Genomic DNA, 24,790 nt, shown 5'->3' on the forward strand with positions numbered 1-24,790 from the left:
TTCTCAGTCAAAAATCACGGGGATATTGTTGATTTGCACCAGCGGTAATTGCTGGTCGCCGACGGAGCCAAACAGGGTCAGGGAGAAGGACATCCTGGCCGCCGTTGAGGCCTGCAGCGCGGCATGCTGATACCATTGCCAGACTTCCGCTGCTATCTGGTCGGCAAGAGGCTGCGGTGACGTATTATTTATCTCCAGAGCGTTGATCATCAGGACCGGGGACTCCACCAGAAGGTCCGAGCCGGGACGCAATGGCCAGGCATAGTTCACCTGCAAATTAATCACCGGATCGATGCCCAGATTACCCACTTTGGTTAGCGGCGTGATGAGCTGCTGAATCATCTGTTGCAGTACGCCGAGGCTAATTGCCCCGGCGTGAACCGCTGGCAGGCTATCCCGTTCAATCAGGGGAATCATCACGTCGGGAAAACGCAGCGTATCGGTTTGATAGATAAATAAAGTGTTTGTTTTTTCGTCACTCAACAATTCGTCGTTGCGAACGCTCCAGGCGGAGAACTGGATGCTCTGGCAGGTGAGAATAGCCAGAGGTTCCCAGCGCAGCACCGTGGTGGTGAAGTCCGGTCGCTGTTTTAACGTGCAGTTGATTTGCCACCACTCACCCTGTTTTGTGGCTTTGCTACGGTCTGGTGCCCACTGGACATTCCCCGCCAGTTGCAGCGTGGGCCAGATAGCCGGATTTTGCCCGCCGTCATCAGTGCGGCCACGGAGCTGCAGCGTTTTATCGCTGAAACTGAGGCAAAAGTGATCGATTTCACGCACATTTGCCATCAGTGACATAGGCTGATACCAGTTCGTTGGCCAGTTGGTGGCAATGCCGCTGGTCAACTTGCAGAACTCCTGCAGAATCGCGTCGGCATCCGGGGCGGGAGAGCCAGAGCTACTGGACAACTGCAACAGGCTTTCCAGCTTTGGTGCCAGGGCAGGCCAGGCCTCGGTAAAATGTGCCAGAGCGGCGAAAAGGCCATCCAGGATCGGGCCGGTTTGCTGATGGCTGTTAAGCTTCAGCGGCTGCCGGGCCAGTACGTTACGTTCGACGTCAAAATAGAAATCATCCTGATCCTGCAGATCCAGCGAAAGCTGAGTCTGGTAACACCACTGCAACGCCTGGGCGATTTCATCAGCCAGTGAACCAGGGCTACCGGCGGGGGAATGCATCGCGACGCCCAGACCCTGCTGTGAAGCTAATACCGGCAAGGGAGGCTCAAACGGCAGCGGAATGGGGATATCAACCCTGCCTGGAGGCGAGGTGAGATCGGTGATCGGCATCGTGAGCTGTGTGGTTTCCGGGAGTACGAATTTTAGCCAGGTACTGGGGATGTAACCTTGCTGCTCCTCACTCACGGCAAAATCGTGCTGCAGATAGCTGACCTGGTATTCCAGTGGGAGCGAAATAAAGGATTGATCGCCCGGTTTCGCAACTGTCAGCAGGCTGGTGGCCCATTGCGTGCCGGAAGTCAGATCCAGCGTCACTGGCGTAAACTGATACAGATTGTTGCTATCGCCCGCCTGAAGCGGTGAACCTGCCGCAGGCTGTTGCAGAATGCCATACAGCTGCGGGGCTTTCTGGGGACTGGTGTCATCGGCGCTCCCATTAACCTCCACCTCGGCTGGGAACTGGACAACCGTCGACACCATGTAAGCACTCGACAGGTTTTCCAGCAGCGCCTGCTCCAGCCTTTTCTGCGCGACACTAACATCGCCACCGTTGTCGATATCTTTTTGCAGCACCGACACCAGCCCGGAAGGAATAGATTTTGCCAGCAGCTGCTTTGCATGCATCAGCTGGTTGTAACTGGCTGCATCAAGCCTGGCAATCGCCACGCCCATCTGTGGAGACATCACGGTATCAAAGGCGTTGAAGAAGCTTTTTGCCCAGGCATCCATATCGACGTTGTTGTACTGAACGCCGTCAACGAGGCTGTTACGTGGGCTGGTATTAAGGGGACGCAGCGCAAAATAGCGTGGATCGTTGGCGAATTGCACAGTGAATCCGAGGCTGCTGGCGAAGCGGACCGACCACAGCTCCTGGGAGGCATCGCCGCTACTTCCGACCTGGACCCCGGCGCGCTGCGCCAGTTTGAGCTGGCCTCCCTTACCGTCAATGTTGCAGAAAGCCTGTTCGAAACTGCGGGCAAAGGGCGTGATATTTCCGCCATCATGTTGTGGACTGGCCTCGGGTGAGAGCTGTGCCAGTAGTGGGTAGGTAACCTCTATGATCTGCGGCAGCTTTTGCGAAACATTGCTGTCAACGCGAGCGGGATCGCGCCAGGCGCGGGCGCTGACGCCAATCGCCACGATGTCGTGTTCCTGCTGGGCCAGCAGGGTAAACGGAATCGTGAAATCCAGCGACCACTGCATTTCGCCGTCGGGTGAGTAATGCGCCGGGCTGCCTGTAGCCTGGGCATTTATATAGTCAAGAATCTGTTGTGCTGCCGTCAGTAACGGACTTTGCAAATCACCCGGTACTCCCCCCTGAAGCAGGCTACAGGTCAGGGCATATTGGGTTCCACTGTCCGTCAGCTGCTGGCAAATGCGGCGGTATTTATCCCCCATTCGGCGCCACTGTTCACGTGGGTCGCTGCCTGGAGATGCCACGCTGTCAACGATATCCGGGTTAAAGGCCAGCCGGATTTGCAGACAGGCGCTTTGTGTGGTGTCCGGCACAAAGAAGAAAGTGCTCTGCAACCCAGGCCATTCTCCCAGCGCGATCAGTGGGTCACTGTAGAGCGGCGTAAAGCTGTCATTGTGCCCTTCGGTCAGCGGGTTGCCATACATATCACACAGACGAAATGCCAGATTCACCGTCTGGCCGATAAGCGCATAAGGATTTGTGCCAGGAAGCGCGCTGAACGGCAGAAGTGGCACCTGCTGTTGAAGCTGCCATGTGGCCGCCGGCGAAGTGGTTTCGCCGTTTTCCGTCGGGCCAACCGGCAGGCTCCACACCGAACCACGCCACTGCGGGCTGGCTTCAGTAATACGGTACTGCAGCAAATGGTAAAGATGATGCACCGGGATTGTTGCCGTCGGAGAGGTATCGCCAGCCGGGGTCCAGCTGGCGGTAAAGCCAATATTTCCTGGTGCAAGCGTGGATTGCCAGACATACAGCGGCGTTCCGGCACTGTCATACGCCCGGCAGTTCAGGGCAGCGAGATCGTGCTGTGCCGTTATCCAGAGGCTGTTGTGGTATGACGCTAGCACCAGCGCATTGGCAGGCTGGGTGTCAAAATCGACGACTATCATAAAATCGGCAGTGCCGGAGGAAGTGCCGTCCACGGCCTGCTGGTTTGGATCATTGGGTGAACGGTTTGACGCCGCGGTATCCGCGAACAGCGAATCCGGTAATCCCTGTCCATCGGCAGTCTGGTAATAAAGGTAATAACCTGGCGCCCGCACGACGCTCAGTTCCCAGACGAGCTGCAGGAAATTCTCTACGTTACTCAGGCGTGCGGTATCGCTATCGGAGGTAAACGTGGCCCGCATCATCGTATGCATCAGGCTAACCTGCGCGACCTGATTCAGGGTCGACAGGTTCATTTTCGCCAGCAGCACATCCGGCGAAAGCGTGTCTGATACCCATTCAGATTTACCCGGTGGCAGGTAGAGAAGTCGCAGTGATGCGTGGGAAAGATCGGCGTTTTGTAGTGCCTGATAAATAAGCTCGCGGGTTGTTTCATCGGTGCCGTTCAATTGATAGATCGGCGCGGTCTTAGCATGGTCTGGTGAAGAGGGCGAGCCTGGCGTTTTGCCCTGGGGCGTGGCCACCTGCGTCAGCGACAGGCGGATTTGCAGCGAGCCAAATGCATTGACTGGCGCATCGTCCGTATCATCATCGTAACTGCTGGCTTCAGGTACCAGGCGTAAGGTGCCACCCGCCAGCGACTGAAGGAGTTTAAGCAGCGGCTGGGGGAAAATAAACAGCGTGCGCAGGGCGTCCGGGCTCTGCCAGGCCAGGCTGTTTTTCAGTTGATACCCGAGCGGGGCCGCGATAGCGCCGGGCAAGGGTTGAATCAGCAATGTACCGGGGGCGACCGGCGCGGGTGACGCAGGTGCGGCGTCAAAAATCCAGTGAGGGTCGGGGTTATCCGGTAACGCGGCAGGCACCGTAAACTGAGCTGTGGCGTTCTGTGGGCTTCCATTCCCAAAACGTAACCAGTCGACCTCCAGGCCGGGAGTGAAGCTGAGCGTGGCCTGCGCATCTTGCGGGCTGCCGCTGACGGCAAACTGTTGCCCGGAAAGAACATACAGCGAAGAGGTTGGCAGACTGGTTATGTTGTCTGGCGTTACTATGGGCGGAATGTGAGACGGATCGGGAAGTTGCAGGCCGGACATCAAATAGCGTGAACCAAACCCGGCGATGCTCCAGTACGCCAGTTTGTCGAGCAGTTCGCTAAGTTCTTTTGTGGGATTATCTGTGAGCCAGGCGAGATCCTGCGCATCCTGAGTGATTAGCGGATTTTGCGCATCCATCCCGGCCAATGTCGCACGTTTGGCCCAGCGGCGGAGTGCGGTATCCTGCTGCTTTTCGTACTGCTTTGCATCTTCAATCAGGGTCGAGAGGGTGTAGCGCGCAATCATCAGGAAATAATCGCCGAACAAATAGCTGGCCATACTTGGGCCGTCGGGCGGGGTATCTGATGCCCGCAGGCTGGCCTTCTGCTTGCCATCCGGGACGGATGGTCCTACCAGGCCGACATTATCAAAATAGATTTTTACCGCTTCCGTGTAGTTATTCGGGGTCAGATTGAAGCGGGAGAAATCAATGTCTATGCCGCTGGCCTGCAGATGCAATGCGTCAAACATTGGCAGCATAGCCGCCGTATCAAAGGGCGCTTCTCCGGAACCCAGCCCGCGGAGGACAAAGCGCAGGCTAGAGGCAAAAAAGGCGTTCAGTTTGTCAAGGAACCCATTCCTGCCGCCAAACTCCGGGCCAGGCTGCGCACTGCCGTTACCGAGCATATCGGCCACCTGTTGCAGCGTGACTGACAGCGGCCGATCTCCGCCGTTATCCGGCGCGAAAGTCAGCAGCCACTTCACCAGGCGAATGATCATCTCTTCGTAACCGCTGGCGATCGCGGGAGAAGCCAGCGGTGGCTGGTCTGGCGAAGGGCAATCCATCACCAGCGTGGCAATCAGATTGACGACGGGCGGGTGTTGCGCCTGCCACACAACAGTAGGCTGTAAAACAAAAATTACCTCAAGCTCAACCTGCGTTATGTCATCGGCCTGCCAGCGCATCCACGGCGCCGGTGTGGCACGAAAGCGCGGAGGTTCCCGGACGTCGTGCAGCGGGCGAAGCGTATCGATCAGTTGGGAACGTTGCAGCGCGGCCAGAGATTTAGCACGTGAGAACAACGCCTGCCATTCCTGCGAGTTGTTTGATAATGGACTTAGTCCTGGCGCAAGAGGACCGTTGAGCGAGGCAGGAGAGCCTTTGCCGATATGAAACGTGTGATGGACAGTTGTGTGGAAAGAAAGATGGATAGTAAAGAACACTACTTTCAGCGATATGCTGACTTTTACCGAAGCGGCAATCGGGATTATCGTTTGATAACCGCATTCAAAGGCAACGCCAGCGCTGACGCTGAAACTGACCAGAACAGAGGCTTTGATGATAGCCAAATCGACACAGCCCTGCAGCACGACGGAAATCGATGCGCTGCCGGCGAACCAGTAGTGATCCGGCTTATTGGCTATCGAGCTACCGCTGGCTTTCCATGCCAGCAGACCCTGGAAACTGGCTGAGAGATTGACTTCCAGGCTGGCGCTGAGAGGCCCGGCATTGATACTGATCCCGGCCGTGACCGCGACGCCGATACCAAATTCAAGGATAGGGTTGTAGTTGACGCTTGGCAGCGCGCCGGGGTTATCGCCACTGCGTAATTTGGCAAAATAGAACCCGGCCCAGCCGGTAAGAATATCGAAGGAAACGCCTATCGCGTTATTCGGCGTGACCGGCCAGCCGACGTTAATGCGAAAGTCGCCATTGGTATAAATCCAGGCGGAAAAACCGGGCAGGATGAGAATAAATCCCTCCAGCGGAATCCGTCTCATACCATAAGGCAGGCTCAGCGCACCGTAGTAGACCCCCAGATTAGGCCCCAGTTTTTGGTAGAGGATTTCAAACAGCAGGCCGCTGAAAAACGACGGCGGGCTGGTCATCGGAATGCTAATTTCGAGGCCGTACATCGCGGGATCGTTAAACAGCATCCGCAGGCGCAGTTCGCGCAAACGCATATCCGCTGCGATAAACCAATCGCGATCCGGTTGGTAAAATGTTTTTGCCAGCTCGGTAATAATGGTTTCAGGATCGCTACCCACCAGTTGGGTTTCCAACTGATTAAAAATGATCTCCATCGGGTTGCCGCTGGCAGGAAGCTTCACCGTAGGACCAATTCGCTGGCCAATCCCAAGATAGTTCAACTCGAACGAGGAGATAGAGTTCTGGGCGGGCAACGGGAAGGGGAAATTCACCAGTTGCTCTTTGCTTTTTTCTGGTGTCGGGCTGCCCGTTGCGAGCAGTGTATTACCGCTGCTGACCGTGGTTTTGATGCGTGCTTTTACCGTCAGGCCGTCGCCTGCGCCGTCATAGCCGATCATCAGGCCGAGAATCGTTATATCCGGTTCAATCGTGATGTCAAAAGGTCCTGCGTTGTAGTGAGTGCCGAGGTGCAGTTCTTCTGCAAGCGTGAGCTGTAAAAACGAGCTTGTATTGCCAGTGTTGCGATCTGGTGTGACCCACAGCGAGGGAATAATCCCCACGCGCATTATCTGCTGCCATGGTCCTGGGGGGATCTCTGGCAAGCCCGTTCCAATCACTGTTTTCAACTGACTACTGAACAGATCCCAAATATCATTCAGGCAGATAGGCTCGACGGTACTAAGCGAAAACGAGACCGGCCCGCCAGCCACCCGCAGTGCGACGTCCATAGGCACCTTAAAGGCGCTCCCTGTAATTTTTAGAATGATATCAGTCATGATCGGCCCATCAGTGAGTGGATGTGGGGATTAGATTCTCTGCAAGTCAGAACGACCAAACCTCGGCTTACGGGCTAGTCGGCACAGTTTCTACTGAACCGATTTCCACGCCGATGGTCTCCAGGCTCAACACATTGAGGATGTTGATGGGAGTCTGGGGCGTCATGGTGACGCCAAAGCGGTACTCGCCGCTGGCAGTATTGACCGACAGCACGGTTATCGTGATGGCGGCAGCCAGAATGCCGTTTAGCGCATCTTTGATGTTTTTGATGACCAGCGGCGAGTCCGGGAGCTTGTTGATCATATCCCCCAGATCCTTCGAGGTCAGCGGCACGCCAAAGGTGTCTTTTAGCCAGTCGAGAAAGTTATTGATACTGCCCAGCGTCACCGGCTGCGCGAGCTGGAAGTTAATCCCTTTCTTGACGTTATCGATATCCTGGCTGCTGATCGCCACCGACTGCCCGTTGATAAGAAAGGAGCTGCTGATCGCTACCGTAATAGGATTTGTGGGAGGAGAACCCACCACCGCCAATCTAGTCATCTTGCGTTCCTCTTGTGGTTGAAGGGGTACTGCCGGTTGTATCGGACTGGCGAATGACAATCCGAATCTGAGTCACGGTAAAACGGCTGCCTGAAAGCGGCTGCCAGTCGCCCTCGACGTCAATGCTTTGCGGTAGCGGCGCGTCATCGGGCAATTTATTGACTGCTTTTTGCCATAGGGCGACCACCGAACGGCTCCAGCCAGCCAGCGGCAACAGCGGTAAAGCGAGGCCGTATTTCTGGTTTAACCAACTCATCACGTCGTTGACGACGTGGGATGTTAACTTCATCGCTGCCTCCTTCTTTCCACTCATGGGCTTTTTTTCTGCGGCTGCGCACTGAGAAACCAGGCCAGATTATTGGTATTGGTTGCGACTTTTTGTCCCGGCGTTACGGCCCCAGCGAACACCAGAAAATCAATCAGTACGCCAGGTGGGAAGCGATAGCCGAAGACGCTGAGCTGAATGTTATTGAACAGAAAGGCGTACACCGTCTGCTGTTTATCTTTGAGATCCACTTTCAACAGATTTGCTGCACCGAACGTGGTCTTCAGGATCCCTTCGAGTTCGAAACCGCCTGCACCTGCCGAGAGCTGTGGGAGTTGAACAAACAACGCAGCCGCGTCGTTATCCGGCACCGTCGCTGAAGGCCCCCAGCCAAGGATGACCTTGGCGTTAAGACGGGCGTTGGCCCCTAGCGCGCCCAATGAGCCGAGCTGCATGTCATATTCCAGGCCATATCGAGCGGAGCTGGTGGCGTAGGAGACCGGCAGGGTGGCGGCGGGTCGCGGTGGCTCGGGTGAAGCGGGAGGTGGCAATGCGCCAGCAGTGGGCAGATGGCCTTCCAGTTGCAGAATATTGACGGTTGTCGCCCCCAGCGCGCTGGCGTTGAGCGGCTTGCCGTCGGTTGCGCTCAGGAAACGCGAAAACTTTAGCGGGATGCTGTAAAGCAGGCTGTCGGGGCGGATAGCCTCATTTTTTGGCTGCACGTTCAGCGTGCTCATATCCAGGGTGACTTTTTTACTGTCAGAAATACAGTTGCCGGCAGCATCTAGCGTGAACTCAATGTGGGTTGTCAGTCCCGAAATAGGCAGGCCGGTGTTCTCCTGCCCGTAGGAAAAAAGATCCAGTTCACCGCTGATGGGGAAGGGGGTGGCGTTGAACCACAATTGCCCGCCAAGCGCAAACTGAGCTTTGACGCATGTCCCCATGGTCGGACTGCCGCTCGGCGTGCTGCTCACCGGTACCAGCGAGGCATTGTCAAACCGGATAGTTTTCACCACGTAGGTGGCGTCATTACTGGCTGGAACGATGTCGTAGATAAAGCCATTATCACTGGTAAACACCACCCTGCCGACGCCGTCACTGGTGGTCTGGTATTTCCCTTTAATGCTCAGTGTATTAGGGTTGCTCGCCGTCGCAGGCGAGGGGTGAGAGCGCAAGGCAACATTGCGGCTGAACAGTTGGTTCAGCGTCAAACCTACGGTGGTATTGAATTGTGCTACAGCCGAGTGGCTGAACACGACAATTAACGTTTCCACTTCATAGTCAACCACCTCCTGTTGCACCGCAGGGCTGGGTGGCGAGCTGTTTTCGTCATAAAAAATCACGCCAAAAAGCGATGACTTTTTGATATCCAGCTGGGCAGGAGATGCGCGGTGATCAAACATATTGCCCTGGATACCAACATGGTGGGCTCTCAGACCCCCGTTGATACCGCCGAGCAGCATTTGCAGGTCTGGCGGCATTCCGTTGCCATTGATGGCCGCGTTGAAAAACAGCACGCCGGTCCAGGCACAGTCATTCACTATGCGGTTGAAGTTTTCAAACGGGTTGTCTGGCGCATGAGCCTGGCTGCGGGCGAAGTCGATGGCCTCTATTAACGAGCCTGACACTTTGGCGGGGTCAGTGTTGTAACGTTGCGCGCCGGTCCACAGCGTGTGTTGTTGACACAGCTCTGCCAGCGTGGCGGTGGTGTTGAATTTAAACACCATAATCGTTTGATGCTCAGAGGTGCTGGGATCCTGTTCGCCAAAGCCCATATTGAACTGGAAGCCGCCGAGCCATGTCGTGCTGTCAAAAGCCCAGTCATCTCCCGGCACGGTGACGACATAAAAGAGCTGATTTTGCGTCAGGGTCAATGCCAGGTCGGTTGGCACGCGTGACGGTGAACCTTTCGATGAAAAACGCAGGAAGCTCTGTGGCTCAGGCGGGCTGGCGGCAGAGTGAGCCTCTTCCATTGACAGCGTCAGGCTGCGCAAGCTGCCCTGTTCATCGATATTAAATAATAAGCTTTGTGGCGTGGTGGCGCTGCGTAATCCTGGGTCGGCTTCGGTTGTGTTTTGCGGCATGAAAATCGGCCCGCCAGACTGTTCAGTTAGCATTCCGTGGCGCACGGCGCCGATGACCGTCGCCTCAAAACGCATAAGATCGGTTCCGCTCCCGGCCAGGCTTTCATCAAGTCCGCCATAGGGAACCCAGGGGAATAGCACGCTGGTGGTGAATGTTTCCAGCAGGACATCAATAGCTATTGGAAATGCGGCCCCGGCAATATCACCGAAAAAAGGGGCGGAAGCTGGCTGGCCGTAATATCGCGCCTCGGCGGGCAGGGAATACCACTGCGCCCACGAGGTTGTATAGGTCGCGTCGAGAATATCCCTGGCATCATGGGCGAGAGCATCCGGCGTGAGCTGGAGCGAAAAGGCCCCCGCTCGTGCAGGTTGATCGGCCACAAATCGAAGGATGTCGTCGCTGTTAATGCGAAAATATTCGCGGGTAAACAGCCCAGGCATGACCTGTAACGTGATGGTGGTTGACGGGGACTGGACTCGTGTCACCCGGTAATCACCGATCGGAGAGAGATAGAGTTCTCCGGGGGAAGGGGGGGATGAGACGACAGGGCGCCATGAGAATGCAAATCCTGCCCCGACGGTATCGGGGGCGGGTGTCTCCGAGGCCCACGGATCGACAGGCTGAAACCGCAGCGTTGCCCCGTCGTTGGCGTAGAAATAATCAGATTTCAGCAGAGAGGCCTGGTTTTGCCAGCTGATTTTTCCGATCCTCCCCGTCGTGTCGAGTTGAAAGCGTGTGGCGCTGGTCTGGCGTGGCAGCAGCGGATTAAGCCAGATCTCAAACGCGCAGTAACTTCCGGGCTGGAACGGCGTGGGGTCGTAGAGTGGATAAGCAAGCGTCTTATTCAGTTGCGTACCGGGTACGTAATGAAAATCCCCGCCAAAGTTGCTCAGCAATTGTGGGATGTTTAAGCCCACGGAGAAATTAAAGCTGCCGGCCGCGGGGCCATCCAGCCAGATATTGACCAACCAGCCTTCGCTACGGTAGCCCAGTGTCTGGGGGACCTGATAATACTGCAGGCCAATCAGATCGGCATCGCCGGGGTTACTGGTGCTCAACTGCAGCGACGGATAGCCGTTCTCGACGATCAACGCCAGCGGTAATCCGCTCTGCATGGTCAGGGATAAGCCTGACCAATTAAACTGAGATTCGTTAGTGACGACATCGAGTTGCCCCACTTTTTGTGAGTAAATGCAGGGGAGAGCGGCCGTGATGGCGTCCTGTTGGGTCAACCATAGGATATTGTGCGCCACGACAGATGAACCTGACAGCGGAGGAAACCCTTTTCGTGCGGCACGAATAAAGGCTGGGGCCTGCTGCGGGTTAATGGTCTGCGGAGTGAAAAAATACCAGCCTGAAATTGAGTCCCAACTGCTTTGTAAGGTCACCTCCGGGGCGCTTGCCGCTGCCGTTTTCTTTTTTCGTGTTTTTGCAAGCGAACTGCCGCTAGTGGCCGTCAAAAAATAAACCCACAGCGGGCTGCCGTTGGCTTCTGACGATCCCGGCGCAGCAATCAAATAAAGCCCAGGATATATCTCAGGTAAGGGGCTGGTGACGCTCGACATAAATGGCAAGCTCCTCAAGTGTTGCTATGTGTAGGGAAAAAATTACGGTAAGCTAATAGCTTTAATATATTTCCCGGCATTGCATACTACTGCGCCGAGATGACTCGCGTCTTTCCAGTAAAGATATATTTGTATTGAGATGGCACTAACGTCTTCTGGAATGTCAATATTCACAGTTCCTGCATATTGCGAGCCGCTGCTTGCAGGATACATTGTCAATATATTATTGCCCAATCCTAATCCGCCTTTGGGTGGGTTAAGTTGATTGTAAAAAGCAGGGTAATTAGCAGGGGGCAACGGTATCCATTGAAAACTACCGCTGGTGTTGGGCAGTTTTATAAAATCGCCATTATTAATGCTGAACATTAACGACACGCCGCTGGTGTTGAATGTATAAACATTTGCCATGCCCCCCCCCTTTTACTGCATTCAGTTACTGAGGTGTTTACGCCTGAATGAATATTATTCAGGCGTGGTGTTTTCGGCGTAAATGATTAATCTAGGGCTGTGCTTTCAGGTGGTTAATTTGTTAAAAATAATATTAATTTAATGAATGCACTGAGTTTATGCGAGGTTAGCTGGAGATACCTGGATAAACTGGCCGCCATTCAGTGCTGCGAAAGCGACATTTTCGGCGTCTTTCCAGAACAGATACAGCTGCAGTGAACTGACCGTAACTTCGGTCGGAATATTGAGGGTGAAGTTGGCGCTGTGGCTCGGCCCGGAGGTCGATGGGTAGAGGGTAATCGTGTTCGGGCCAAGGCCTAGCTGGCCGTTGCCAGGGTTGATATTATTGACAAACGGAGGCTGAGTCGAGGGAACACTTGGCACCCAGGTGGTACTGTCTGCCGGGTTTACGGACAGGAAATTGCCATTGTTTACGCTTACTGAAATGGCGACACCTGATGCATTGAAAATATATGCGTTTGACATGAGATAATTACCTTGCTATCAGCGGTTGAGTGTTGATCCGGGCGCGCCTTTCTGCGCCGTAGTTTATATTTACTACAACATGAGAAAATATATTTAATCAGGCTTAAACTTCACACTGAACAGGCCATTGACTAACTAGGATTAATCCCAATTAGTCAACATAAGTAAAAACTATAGGAGTAAAAATTATTTTTGCAAAATAAATTACAAATTAATTTTTATCTGACTGCCTGCTGGATGAGAGGGGGATGTCATCTTGTTGTTTTCTAATGGATACTGAATGGCAGAGACGGCAGTTAATAATGTGCTTGTGATTGCCCTGGTGATGATTACCGCCTGGAAAGGTTGTCCATCCTGCAGAACAATAGCCGCAACACTGGTAGCATCTTTCCAGAAAAGATAGAGTTGTATTGAGTTTATAGGAATATTTTCGGGGATAGTTATTGTGCAGATTCCTGCCGTGGCTGGACCGGAAGTTGATGAATAAGCTGTTATTATATTGTCACCCAGCTTCAATTGCCCGGTGGTGGCCGTGGTATTGTTAACAAAAGTGGGCGGGGTAGCGGCTTGACCCGCCTGCCATGAAACTTGAGTAGCAGCATTTACTGTAAAAAAACTGCCATTATTAAGGCTGACATAAATATCTGATTTACTTGCATTAAAAACCTCCACCTGCCCCATAATGCTGTCTCCTGAATGAGTTAATGGAAATTAGCGGTTTAATAAGATGCTTTCTGCTACGTAAAATAATTCCAACAGGTTACTTATTTTATCATATGAGTGGTTTGGTGCTTTTCATGACTGAATCAGTAATATTTTACCATAAATCCTGAATTTCGAAAAAAAAAGGTGGTGCCCATGATTATTCCGCGTATTTTTCTGATGATAAGTATGTCTCTCAATGACCTTAAGAAGATACTTTTGAATCATTTATCGTAACAGGGGGCGACCTACCTCAGACTCCTAATGATTTCATACAGATTAATCATGTTCCATTAAAAATGAAAATCTATTCTGGTGATCAGAATTTACTGTTTGTATAGGAATAAAAAGAAATAAAGTTCATGCTGAAGTGGCTACTGATACCAGCTTTAATTTCGCTGGCATCAGGGGCTTATGCTCAACAAAGCACTGGGAGTGTCATAATTGAACAACAACCCCGAACCTATCATATTGATATACCATCCGGAGCAGTTCCCGGGGATGGGTATCTGATCCGACCCATCATAGTGGACACGCGACTAAGTGAGTAAACTCTCAACCAGCGGTGATTACTCATGACAAAACCAGCATCAACCAGCAAAACGGCCCGTAAACAGTACACACCCGAATATCCGCGATGAAGCCCTGAAACTCGCTGAACGCATCGGTGTCGCTGCCGCTGCCCGTAAACTCAGCCTGTATGAATCGCAGCTCTATGCCTGGCGCAGCAAGCTAAAGAATGCCCATTCTTCTTCCGAACGTGAGCAGGAAATGTCTGTTGAAATCGCCCGCCTTAAGCGGCAACTGGCTGAACGGGATGAAGAACTGGCCATGCTACAAAAGGCCGCGGCATACTTCGCAAAGCGCCTGAAATGAAAAATCCACGCAATTGCGTGGATTTTAGAGGATTTTGTGAGTTTCATGAGATTTTCTGACACCGCATGAGACGTTGAACCGTAATCTTATTGTTATATTATTGATATTTAACATTTTTATTTTTATTAACTAATCTTGTACTCACATTCGTACTCACTTTGGCTGATGCTACCAGCTGAGGCCAGTTATCACAGCTACAGCCAATTCTTGTTCACCCGGATTGTGTGGTACGACTTTTCTTTATCAATGAATTGTTTTGATGGGATTGTCGAGTATTCAATAAGTGGAAGTGTAGTTGTAAGCACTTTCACAGGAATATATCTTATTTGACAGAGAGATTTTTGCTGGTAACGGGCATTTCGAACGCGATTGATACGTCAATCGATGGAGAGCCCGGCCAGAGTCCTTTCAATGACCAGCAGGCAAAGATTTCTGATAATTTTAGCCAAAGAAGGGTAATGTGATGTCAGATATTAATCCACAGGATGCTGCACATATTTTCCCCCAAGATCGGGAAGCGCTGTATCACTTGGTCTGGCGTGAGCCTGCGGAGCGTATAGCTGCCCTGTATGGCATTAGTACGGATTTACTGGCGAAACAATGCAGTGAAATGCGTATACCCAGGCCGCTTGCGGGTTACTGGAAAGCGCTGGCGAAAGGGGTTGCACCTGCAATCCCCGAGCTACCAGCTCTGAAAAAGGATAAGGTGGTGAAGGCGCTTGAGAATAGCAACCCACCAGTGCAACCTTCCACCACTGCGTTACCAAAACCAGTACTTTCCGTAACCCGAAAGCAAGCTCCTGTTACAGGGAATGGCTATGGGTTAATAAATGATCTTAAAACGTATCTGCCGGCCTCCTCGGTTACAGAAGATGGCTATTACAAGCCTACGAAAAAGAAATTATTGGATCTCAACGTTTCTGATACGGGATTTGATAGTGCGATAGAGTTCCTGAGTAGATTCTTTGATGCCCTGGGAAATAAGGGATACCGGGTTACGTTGGATGCACCGGGAGAAAGGCTACATCGTGCGGATATTGATATTAAGGAAGATTCGAAAGAGGGTGGGTATCGCAGGGGCAATCTATGGCGGCCTTATACGCCAAGTATTATTTGTATTGAGGATATGTACTTTGCGTTTAGTCTTGCTGAAATGACGGAGTATGTTCCAGCGAAAAAAGTCAAGAATCGCTATGTACGTGACGAACAGATGGGGAGATGGATACGGGGAAGAAATAGTGAACCTTTTCTTCACGTATCGAAACATACCTTGCCTACTGGGCGATTTCTGTTGCAGCTTTACTCACCTTATACTTCCGCAAAATGGTTACTTCAGTTCCGGCAGACAAAACAATGTGGATTAATTAGTCAGATCCCTAAGATGATTTCGGCAATGCAACAGGCTGTTCCGTTAATTTCAAAGCAACTAGAACAGGCCAGAATTGAAGCTGAGGAGTGGCGCATTCAGCGTGAGCGGGAACAAGCCATTTACTTGGAAAAGAAGCGGATAGAGCAGGCGGAGGAAGCGCGTAATGCCAGTCGTACTGAGCTGAAATCCATTATTGCCCAGTGGGCAGAAGACAAACGGCTGGAGCAGTTTTTTTACGAAGCAGAGATGGATGCAGCAATGCTTGATAACCAGCAGAAGATACAGGTCATGGAACGCCTGCAACTTGCCCGTCAGTTCCTGTCTGACGATACGGCAATTGAGCGGTTGTTGAAGTGGAAAACACCAGGAGAGTGGTTAAACAAAGGATGAGTCTATTTCCTCGTCACGGTGTTAAATTAATGTGGATTGAACCTGATAACCCAAAGCCGACATTTGGCCCGGATCGGCCAACTTAGCTCTGAGATACTTCGAATATTCTACAGAACTTTTTCTTACTAGAAATCAACTTGGGTCAAATCCGAGTTCGTGGGCAAGTTTATTTGAGTCAGTTATGAAGGCAAATACTGGCCAAGCCTTAGGATTTTCATTAACAGCAAGATTGTATTCAGCTTCACTTGCAGGAATGCGATTGTCGATCAGAAAATAACCGATTAGCGGTTTGCGAAGCGCGAACCGTTTGGTGATTCCATCCTGATCCAACTCATAATCGATCACGATTAATGCCTGCTGATCTTGGCTGAGGTGTGGATTAGGCCTCAGCTCAAGTTCGATCATCTGCTCCCACTCAGTATCAGGATTAGGTGGGACACCTCTACAACGTTCAAAGGCAGGTGCATTATCGCCCCAGTTCTGCGTGTTTTTCGAGAGTTTAACTACTTTTGGGGTGTTTTTGAAACGACCAATGAGAAAATCGCGATACGCCATATTATCCCAACAAAAAGCGCGTACGTGGTAACGGTTATTAACGAACGCGATAGCCGTGGGTGTTAGCCGTCGGCTACGTCCTTTAGGTGAATTCATTGTTGCTACTACAGCTTCAATAGACTGCTGGTGCTCAATGGCCGAGAGTAATCGTGCCAGAACACGCAAATTATGATGGCGTAACAGCATGGGCATTTCAGTGGTGTGTGCAGTTATGGGCGGCGCGAACTCTTCAATGGCCTGCCACTGCAAATCTGCCTTGGATAATAACACCGGCTCAAACCCGTCAGTAGGTTGATAGTAGGGAATACCCAACTGATATGGCTTTAGCGCCTTAGGCGAGAGTTGCTGGTAAAGCTTTATATCTTTCTGAGCCTGAGGGCGTGAGATACCAAAGGTTTCCATCAGCATGGTCGTTGTTAGCCGACGCTCCCAGAGCAACTGACGCTCAATGTAACACAAACGCAGCCACTGAGGGTGCGAGTATGCCCCAGTCTCTAGCCGCTTACTGGCTAAATCCGTTACGGAGACTGTTTGCGTGTCTGATGCGATCGCGGGTTTCATGTACTGTGAGTACTGCATATAGTGGCCCTTCTAATATCTTAAATGTGCAGACATCCGAAAGTATAAGTTGGCACTGTATAAATATCTACTACCATTACTTAATAATGGGGTGTATAAAATATACATATAGCTATGTTGTACTTTCAGGTGAACTCAAAAAGTAACGAAAGAGCGTAGGACGATTCCGTGAGCTTTAACACACTCAATACCAATCTGTTTAAACCGATCTCGGGCGAGAATGGACGATCGATGCTTGCGTTATTAGTCGATCTCGATACTTTCTTGGATCCGACACAACTGGTAGATGAACCTACGCCGCAACAGGTACGGGTCTTTCTACGAGACTATATCGCCAATAAGAATTTGAGCCTTGAGATAGCGTCGGTTGAGTCAACGATAGGAAATCCCGCTCTGGAACATTATGTCTATAACCGGTTGCGAGATACGGGGTGGATTCGAGAAGAGCAGGAGAGCGGGTATCGATACGTCGTCTGGATGGCGCAAGATGCTCGTAGGCTGTTGAACTTCCTTGGCAATATGAGTGCTGAGCATCCCTCGTTAGGTGTGGTGTGTCTGGCGGTACGCTCGAACCTTTCTGAAGTGGTTAAAGACCCAACCAACGGATCGTTAGTGCGCAAAGCGGCTGATGACATGGAGGATTTCTTAAATCGACTCAGAGCTCTCGTGGGCAATATCCGCGAAATCCACCATGCAATTAGCGGTGGTTCCGTCCAAGGTAGTGGCCATTTCACTTTTTACTTTGAAGAATACTTGGCCGAACTCTTCCTACCCAATATTGAGAAACTCTCCCTGAAAGGAAACCCCAACCTTCATGCCAGTAAAATTCGTAAGCTAGTTAGCGATATCCGTTTCAGCTCAGAGCGCCTGGAAGCATGCGCTAGAGCCTATAAGCGTGATGATATTTCTAATCCTTCGGTTCAGCTTGTGGAAGCAGATCTAGATCGATTGAGCAAAGCGTTTGACGGAATTGCTCCACTGTTCAAGAAAACGCAGGACTATGCTCGTCGTATAACCCGGCAGATGTATGAGAAGATCAAGTATACCGTGCATACCCCAAGTAATATGGGGCAACAGATTCAGGCGCTGCTTGAGCGCATCGGGAGTGAAGCCTTGTTAGGCTCATTACCTAGCCCGTTGATAGGTGAAGAACTCCTTGCTGATTGCCGGTTGGCCACACCCAAGGCAAAGTCAATACTGCCTGTTCCGACGGTGCGCAGACAGCCAAAACCGTTGTGGGAAAAACGGGCATACAACCAGCTCAAGCAAGAACATATCAGTTTCCAGAAATGCGACCCTACACGTGTTGCCAACTTCATTGAATCGAATCTTGGAGAGCGAGTACAGATGACCACGGATGATCTTAGGATCGATACCGCTGATGACATGATGGCAGCGCTTCATTTGCGCCTTTTGGCACAAGGCATATCGAAAACTCATCCACTTTTTTCTCTGCAGTCCATGTACTGCGTTGAGTTCGATGAAGGGGAGTGGACGGACCTTAAACAGATGGCCGGTCGTCGCATCATAATTCGTCGGATCGTCACTATGGAGAAACGCACACATGACCAGTGAAATTGTGCTCAGAGAGTTGAAAGATATCGAGGCCAAGACATCTGCTGACTATGCCGATAGCTTACGTAACACGGCAGCATACCTACTGCAGAAGCAATGGGTATGGAAGGGAAAACGCGGCCAAAAAGAGCACTTCAAGTTGTGTGAGGATAATCTGGCTTATTTTAACAAGCTTTTTGATGGGTTGGATATGGGGTGGTACTACGATCGTAACTTCGGTTATGCGGGGATTTTACCGCGTGGTTCTGGTAAGCAACTGGATATCACCTCTACGCTGTTCCTGCTCATTCTACGGAAAATGTATGACGCTGAAGCGTCGATGGGACGTACGGAGCTTGGGTGTGTAACACCGCCAACGGTCGAGCTTCTTAATCAGTACGAACATGTCAGGGGGGAGATGCCCCCCATAACAGAAACCAATAATGCCCTGGAGAACCTAAGGAAGAAGGGAATTATTGAACTCGGAATTAAAGACCCCGATACCAAACTCCACGAGTTGACCGTTCTCCCTAATATTACCCGTGTGGTCGATCAAACCTATGTGGGCATGCTTAACCGCTTTATGGATAGTTACACACCTGAATCTGCGTCTGGCGAAGCGGTTTTCGAAGGAACTGATGATCTTGAGACACTGGAGGTCTACGATGACAGTGCAGAATAACCCCATACAAGCACATATTCTTCATAATGTGGTGTTGGCGCAGTGGTATCTGTTTGAACTGGAGACGATCCATCTCAATGCTCCAGCCACGCTAGTATCAGGCGAAAACGGAGCGGGAAAAACAACGATTTTTGATGCGATCCAGTTTGTTCTGATGGGGGGGGATCAACGTAAAACCCGCTACAACTCTGCCTCTGAAACCAAAACCTCTGGGCGTTCTGCGCGTAGTTATGCGCTGGGCGAGTTCAAAGAAAACGATGCAAAGAGTTGCCAACGTGAGAATGCCAATACTTACATTTTCTTAAACTGGTACGATAATCATCAATGTCCTTACGCTTTTGGACTGTCTGTTTATGCCAACAGCCAGTCACCAAACATTGAGACCCGCGGGCATATCATTAAAGGCCGCCACATTACTGAAGCTGATTTACTGTCCGGGGATGACGCCTTTCTACCATGGCGTGACTTTGTTGACCGCATGAAACAGGATGCCAAAGAGCGTCATGGTGCGATGAGCTATGAGTTGCTTGACAGTGCGCGGACGATACGTGAAAAAATGGCTGAGGCGATGTCGGTTAATCAGACGCGCAGCGCCAAAATTGAACCTGATTTATTGGTTAAGACATTATCAAATGCGTTACAACTGAAAATGGACAGCCCGATTGATCCATTTATCAGGGACTTTATTCTTCCTCCCGACCTCATTGAAACCTATCAATTGCGCGAAGATCTTCTTGAGCACCAGCGTATTGAGGCGGAAATCGCACGTGCCGAGAGCCACAAAAATGCGCGCGAGTTACTGATTGCCGAAGCGAAGAAGCTTACCCGGCATTACGCCAATGCCCACCATGCTCTTTGGGTTTCGCAAGAGGCCGATACTGTTCGGCTCAATGAAGAACTTGGCCGCACAGAAGATGCTCAAATAGCTGCGCAAGAGCGCCAGACAGCAGCTAAACGCACCATTGACAGAGAAGAGCCACGACTGCCGGAGCTGAAACAATGTCGTGATGATGCCCTGATCGCGTGGCAAAATTCTGATGCTGCAAGTCTGAGTAGAGCCGTTGATGCTGCAAAAAGCGCCGTTTCTAAATCCACAAACAGTCTTACCAACCGAATATTTTCACTGCAAAATGCTGTGCGTGAAGTTATCCGTCAACGATTTCCTGACACGCTGGGTATCCAGAGTTTCGAGCTATTAGCCCGGCACTGGGCGACATCCGTGGACATTCTCAATCGGGCAGGCATTGAGAGCCTCTCAGCATCGGAACATGAGAATACGCTTAAGGTAACCGATAAACTTAAAAGCGCAAAAAAATTACTGGACGAGATAGCTGAACGTATAGAAGTGGCTGATAAAAATGTGAGCCACGACTTAACACAAACCATGCATGAATGTAAGGCCTTGCAGGTGCGTATTGAACGGCTGAGAAAGGGACTTTCGGACATCAATCCGGCGACGGCTAAGGTCATCGAATTACTCAAACAAGAGAGAATAGAATCCATGCCCGTCTGTGACCTCTGTGAGATCGCTGATAGAGACTGGCAAGAAGCAGTGGAGTCGTACTTGGGTCCGAATCGCGAAGCACTGGTGGTGAGTGTACGTGATTTTGACCATGCATTGGAAGTGTACGAAGTTGCACAGAAGCGAGAGCCGCAACTCAAACGAGTACGCATGATTAACCCTGATCATGCTTTAGCCGCCAACAAAGCGCCCACTGAAAGAATGGTTTCAAAGCTGATCGAAACCAGCGATCCGATCGCTCGTGGTTTTATGAACATCATTCTGGATAGAACTAAGATGGCGGCAACGCGCGATGAACTACGAAGAGAGCGCAAAGCGCTAATGGCATCAGGCCTTGCGACCGGTAGTGGAACGGTGGGCGGTACCGCTCATATTCGCGGGTTATTGATGGGGAAACAGGCTAAAGCTGAGCAGCTTAAGCTCCTGGAGCATGAACGGGATGTGCTCGCACAACGGCTCTCTGGCGTTGAGAGATCAGCACAAACGCTGAGCAGGCTTAACCGCAACTGGGCTGGGCTATCTACATCTATTGTGGAGGGCTCATCGTCCGTACGGGAAAATAGTATCCGCCTGATGCAAGATAAAAAAGCATTGTCTGCCGCTCAGGAACAGTTGAAACCGCTGACATCGAAAGATGAACAGCTCAAAGCCGCAAAGGCGCAGGCTGACGACAATTATGAAGCATGTAATACGGCGATCATCAATGCCACGGCCGAACAAAAGAACGCTATTGCAACGTTAAATAACTTGAACACCGAGATTGAAAGCCTCTCAAAAAATAGGGACGAGGCAGAACGAATCCGCAGTGAAACAGAAAAATCTCCTATACACAATACCGCCAAAGCAGATGAACGCTGGCAAACTTATGAGCAGAAGTTTGGGGGCGAAGAAGGATGCTATTCCCTGATTCGAAACAAAGCCCAGAATGAGGCTCAGGTTGAACGGGAGAAGGCGCTCAATACACGTGGAGATCTGTATTACAAGGTCGTTAGATTCACGACAGACTTTGCAGAGGATATAGCGAATCGTCAGGCGCTTCTTGAAGCCGCAAAAACTGATAACGTGAATACAGAGGCGTACCACTTTATTGAGGCAGATTGTACGGAATGGGTTGAGCGTATCCTGGCAGCACAGCTTTTAGTGCATCGTCAGGCGGCCCGGGAAGCTGCTGAACAGATGGAAAAAAACTTTCGAGGCATCATAGTAGGGGAGCTTCAAAGCCGCTTTGAGCAGATGAGATATACCTTCAATCAACTCAATAACTTGCTCAAGAAAGTCCCGTTTCACGACCACATCTACAGCTTCCACTTCAAGGTTCGCGAGATAGAGAGCTTGCGCACCGTCTACGAGTACATTACGACTGCAGATAGAGAAGAGACCGAGTTAGTTGGGACAATGTTCGAAACAGTATCAGAACATCCTGCTATAGACCTGTTGAAAGAGGCATTGCTCAGTGGTGACGATCTAATTAATGAGATCAGTGATTATCGCAGTTTCTTCACCTATGACATGAAGATGCGTAACCCTGACACCGGGACTGAGCGCAGCGTGGCAGATATGCAAAGCACAGGTTCAGGCGGAGAGCAACAAACACCAGCGTATATTGCGCTGGCTGCGAGTTTTATGAACGTTTACAAGATTAGTGGTCATTCAGATCGAGGGGCGTCTTTGGTACTCCTTGATGAAGCGTTCAATAACATGGATGGTGGCAATGCGAGCGCAGCAGTGGCCTTTCTTAAAGAAATCGGGTTGCAATTACTGATTGCTGCCCCGCCAGAAGTGACCTTGAAAATTGGTAAAGAGATGGAGCAAATTTATACCATTTGCCGTGAGGACAGAGATGTGGTGATTGACCACACGCAGATTTTCGAGGCAGGGCAGGAGCTTATAGACCAACGTAATCCAGTTTACCATCCAGAGCTTGTGGCTGAACGCGCTGCTGAATTGAAAGCTAAAGCCGAGATGGTCGAATGATATGAACTCTTATGTTGAGAAGTTCATCAATCAATTGATCAAGAAGATAGATAAACCAGAAGGTGTGGAACTTGAGTGCAGGATACGTATCACAGATCACGCCTATCGTTGGTACTTCGCCCTCAATAATAGTACCAAAACGGCGCTGCATAAGACGTTGGAATCCATTGCATACTTGAATATCCACTATCAGCGTAAAGTCGCGCTGGGAGCGTTTAAACATATTGAGTATATCGAGATCGTTGATGGCTACAGATTAATGGATAGTCAGGGAGTTATACCACAGGCTGATGAAATCAAAGTTTCATTTCGGCATTTAGAGACAACGGTGTTCAATGTACCTTGGTGGGATAATACGAAGCTGGAGATTGCCAAGGAATGGTCGAGCAACAAGACGTTTTGTGGTGTGAATCGCAACCAGGCAGACCGACTTTTTGATGCAATGAAAGTTATTGAGTGGATCGTTCAACTACCTGTCTCTGAGAATGTTCCCGATATTCGGACCCTCAGTGCCATGTTGTATGGCAACTCCAAGAAGTTAGAATGTAAGAGCTTTTCCGGTCTTATTCGAAAGTTGATGTTGCCGCATATTGACGATGATGTTGTGGATTTGCTTGACGATGGGGTTAAGCTGCTGGAGTATTTTGGGATTAGTAAATACCCAATACCAATGCGTTTCAAAGCCAATGGGTTGTTGCATTGCAGGGGGATTATCGATTTATCTGCACTCCACTACGGAATCGGTGTTTCCCCGGATGAAGTCAAAGGCATTGTGTGGGGACAACGGCCACCCTATGTGCTTTTCATTGAAAATCGTGCTAGTTTCGAGCGGTATGTGCGCGAAATTGATGATTTGGGTGTGATTATTTACACCGCCGGCTTTCCGCCGCGCTCTTGGGTACATGTAATAGAGATCATTATCGCTGAACTGCGTATGGAGATACCGATTTACCATTGGGGTGATCGAGATGCCGGTGGCTATCGTATTCTTGCATTTTTGGCGAAGCGACTTGATATTGATATTCAGCCATATCTGATGGGGGTGGGGGCTGAAGCATTGACTCAGGCTGATGATGAGCTCGTTGATAAACCTGTAGTCGAATTAATGCAGGCGCTGGAGTCAGCAAAGCACTATCCAGCTATTTTAGCGCTTTATAGAGATCTAGCGAAACTCCAAATTAAGAATCTACCTTGGATCGAGCAGGAGCAGATAGCCCCTGTTAGCCCTCGGAAATATTGAAAGTTCTCCCTATTCGTTGATATTTCATGTCCTTATGTTGTGTAGTGGCACACTGAATTTGGCCACCTGAATAGAGGTGATATCATCACCTCACAGTCAAAACAGGTGACATTATGACCGGACGTAACAGACGTAATTTTAGCCCCGAGTTTCGCCTCGAAGCTGCCCAGCTTGTACTCGATCAGCACTACACCGTTGCCGCCGCTGCAACGGCAATGAATGTCGGCAAATCCACGATGGACAAATGGGTTCGACAACTGAAAGAAGAGCGAGCGGGAAAATCACCCACTGCTTCACCCATGACACCTGAGCAGATTGAAATACGCGAGCTAAAGAAAAGACTTCAACGCGTTGAAATGGAAAGAGATATATTAAAAAAGGCTACCGCGCTCTTGATGTCAGACTCCCTGAACAATTCTCATTAGTTGAGAAACTCAGGGCGCGGTTTCCTGTTGCCGTTGTGTGCAACGTGTTTGGGGTTCATCGCAGCAGTTATAAATACTGGCGGCAGCCCAGGAAGCCTGACGCCACGAGAGTGGCATTACTGAGCCTTGTGCGTGAAGTTTATCGCGAAAGTAACGGCTCAGCAGGAGCGCGAAGCATTGCCGCGATGGTCACCACCAAAGGTATAAAACTGAGCCGCTGGCGGGCAACAAAGCTAATGAAAGCGCTCAATATTATCAGCTGTCAGCAACCTGGCCATCGTTATAAGAAGGCGTCTAAGGAACACATTGAGATCCCTAATTATCTGGATCGCCAGTTTGCTGTTACCGAGCCTAATCAGGCCTGGTGCGGTGATGTGACTTATATCTGGACGGGAAAACGCTGGGCTTATTGTAAGTATCCCAGCTTTAGTTCCAAACACTTTTTGAGATTTCCGGTTTCTCAGCCATCAGCCGATATTCTTCCGGCGTCAGGTTATTCAGGGATTCATGAGGCCGCTCACTATTGTATTCATTTAG

General features: G+C 50.7%; 13 protein-coding genes and 3 pseudogenes. 7 read left to right on the plus strand and 9 right to left on the minus strand.

Annotated features, from left to right (window positions below; translation table 11 throughout):
* Positions 1-3: 3 nt before the first annotated feature.
* The 7 genes from GVK32_RS13160 to GVK32_RS13190 form a co-directional block, all read right to left on the minus strand.
* Positions 4-6,996 carry a hypothetical protein gene (locus GVK32_RS13160; protein WP_159876622.1) on the minus strand — a complete coding sequence of 2,331 codons (6,993 nt, stop codon included), beginning with the start codon at positions 6,994-6,996 and terminating at the stop codon, positions 4-6.
* Between the two features lie 67 nt (positions 6,997-7,063).
* The gene (locus GVK32_RS13165) at positions 7,064-7,537 is read right to left on the minus strand and encodes a hypothetical protein (protein ID WP_039290979.1); all 474 of its coding nucleotides are present in this window, start codon (positions 7,535-7,537) and stop codon (positions 7,064-7,066) included.
* Positions 7,530-7,826, minus strand: coding sequence for a hypothetical protein (locus tag GVK32_RS13170; protein WP_154144784.1), 297 nt, complete (start codon positions 7,824-7,826; stop codon positions 7,530-7,532). The genes GVK32_RS13165 and GVK32_RS13170 overlap by 8 nt, the downstream gene beginning before the upstream one ends.
* 20 nt (positions 7,827-7,846) lie before the next feature.
* Positions 7,847-11,452 carry a hypothetical protein gene (locus GVK32_RS13175; protein ID WP_159868340.1) on the minus strand — a complete coding sequence of 1,202 codons (3,606 nt, stop codon included), beginning with the start codon at positions 11,450-11,452 and terminating at the stop codon, positions 7,847-7,849.
* Between the two features lie 42 nt (positions 11,453-11,494).
* On the minus strand, positions 11,495-11,860 hold the full coding sequence (locus tag GVK32_RS13180; RefSeq protein ID WP_123754782.1) for a hypothetical protein: 366 nt from the start codon (positions 11,858-11,860) through the stop codon (positions 11,495-11,497).
* A gap of 156 nt (positions 11,861-12,016) precedes the next feature.
* Entirely contained in the window at positions 12,017-12,385 is a 369-nt protein-coding gene (locus GVK32_RS13185) for a hypothetical protein (protein ID WP_123754781.1), read from the minus strand.
* Positions 12,386-12,589: 204 nt separating this feature from the next.
* Positions 12,590-13,066: a hypothetical protein gene (locus GVK32_RS13190; RefSeq protein WP_123754780.1), complete on the minus strand. Its 477-nt coding sequence runs from the start codon at positions 13,064-13,066 to the stop codon at positions 12,590-12,592.
* A gap of 596 nt (positions 13,067-13,662) precedes the next feature.
* On the opposite strand from GVK32_RS13190, the pseudogene GVK32_RS13195 reads away from it, so the two are divergent.
* A pseudogene (locus GVK32_RS13195) lies at positions 13,663-13,965 on the plus strand (transposase); the annotation flags it as partial.
* 461 nt (positions 13,966-14,426) lie between these two features.
* Positions 14,427-15,722, plus strand: coding sequence for a hypothetical protein (locus GVK32_RS13200; RefSeq protein ID WP_159868343.1), 1,296 nt, complete (start codon positions 14,427-14,429; stop codon positions 15,720-15,722).
* Positions 15,723-15,854: 132 nt separating this feature from the next.
* Here the strand turns inward: GVK32_RS13200 and GVK32_RS13205 are convergent, their stop codons facing one another.
* Positions 15,855-16,679: a WYL domain-containing protein gene (locus GVK32_RS13205; protein WP_159868346.1), complete on the minus strand. Its 825-nt coding sequence runs from the start codon at positions 16,677-16,679 to the stop codon at positions 15,855-15,857.
* A gap of 345 nt (positions 16,680-17,024) precedes the next feature.
* Between GVK32_RS13205 and GVK32_RS13210 the strand changes: the two genes are divergently transcribed.
* The 5 genes and pseudogenes from GVK32_RS13210 to GVK32_RS13230 form a co-directional block, all read left to right on the plus strand.
* Positions 17,025-18,431, plus strand: a complete 1,407-nt coding sequence (locus GVK32_RS13210; protein ID WP_039294301.1) for a Wadjet anti-phage system protein JetA family protein — start codon at positions 17,025-17,027, stop codon at positions 18,429-18,431.
* Entirely contained in the window at positions 18,421-19,092 is a 672-nt protein-coding gene (locus tag GVK32_RS13215; protein WP_137848790.1) for a DUF4194 domain-containing protein, read from the plus strand. Before GVK32_RS13210 ends, GVK32_RS13215 begins: the two co-directional genes overlap by 11 nt.
* The gene (locus GVK32_RS13220; protein ID WP_159868349.1) at positions 19,076-22,588 is read left to right on the plus strand and encodes an SbcC/MukB-like Walker B domain-containing protein; all 3,513 of its coding nucleotides are present in this window, start codon (positions 19,076-19,078) and stop codon (positions 22,586-22,588) included. Before GVK32_RS13215 ends, GVK32_RS13220 begins: the two co-directional genes overlap by 17 nt.
* A 1-nt stretch (position 22,589) precedes the next feature.
* Positions 22,590-23,828 (plus strand): Wadjet anti-phage system protein JetD domain-containing protein, encoded by a 1,239-nt coding sequence (locus GVK32_RS13225; protein ID WP_159868352.1) that lies wholly within the window; start codon positions 22,590-22,592, stop codon positions 23,826-23,828.
* A gap of 113 nt (positions 23,829-23,941) precedes the next feature.
* Positions 23,942-24,663, plus strand: a pseudogene (locus GVK32_RS13230) (IS3 family transposase); the annotation flags it as partial.
* 16 nt (positions 24,664-24,679) lie between these two features.
* Here the strand turns inward: GVK32_RS13230 and GVK32_RS13235 are convergent.
* Positions 24,680-24,790 (minus strand): annotated as a pseudogene (locus GVK32_RS13235) (integrase); the annotation flags it as partial.

The organism is Klebsiella sp. 18074, assembly GCF_902705905.1.
Taxonomy (GTDB): domain Bacteria; phylum Pseudomonadota; class Gammaproteobacteria; order Enterobacterales; family Enterobacteriaceae; genus Klebsiella; species Klebsiella terrigena.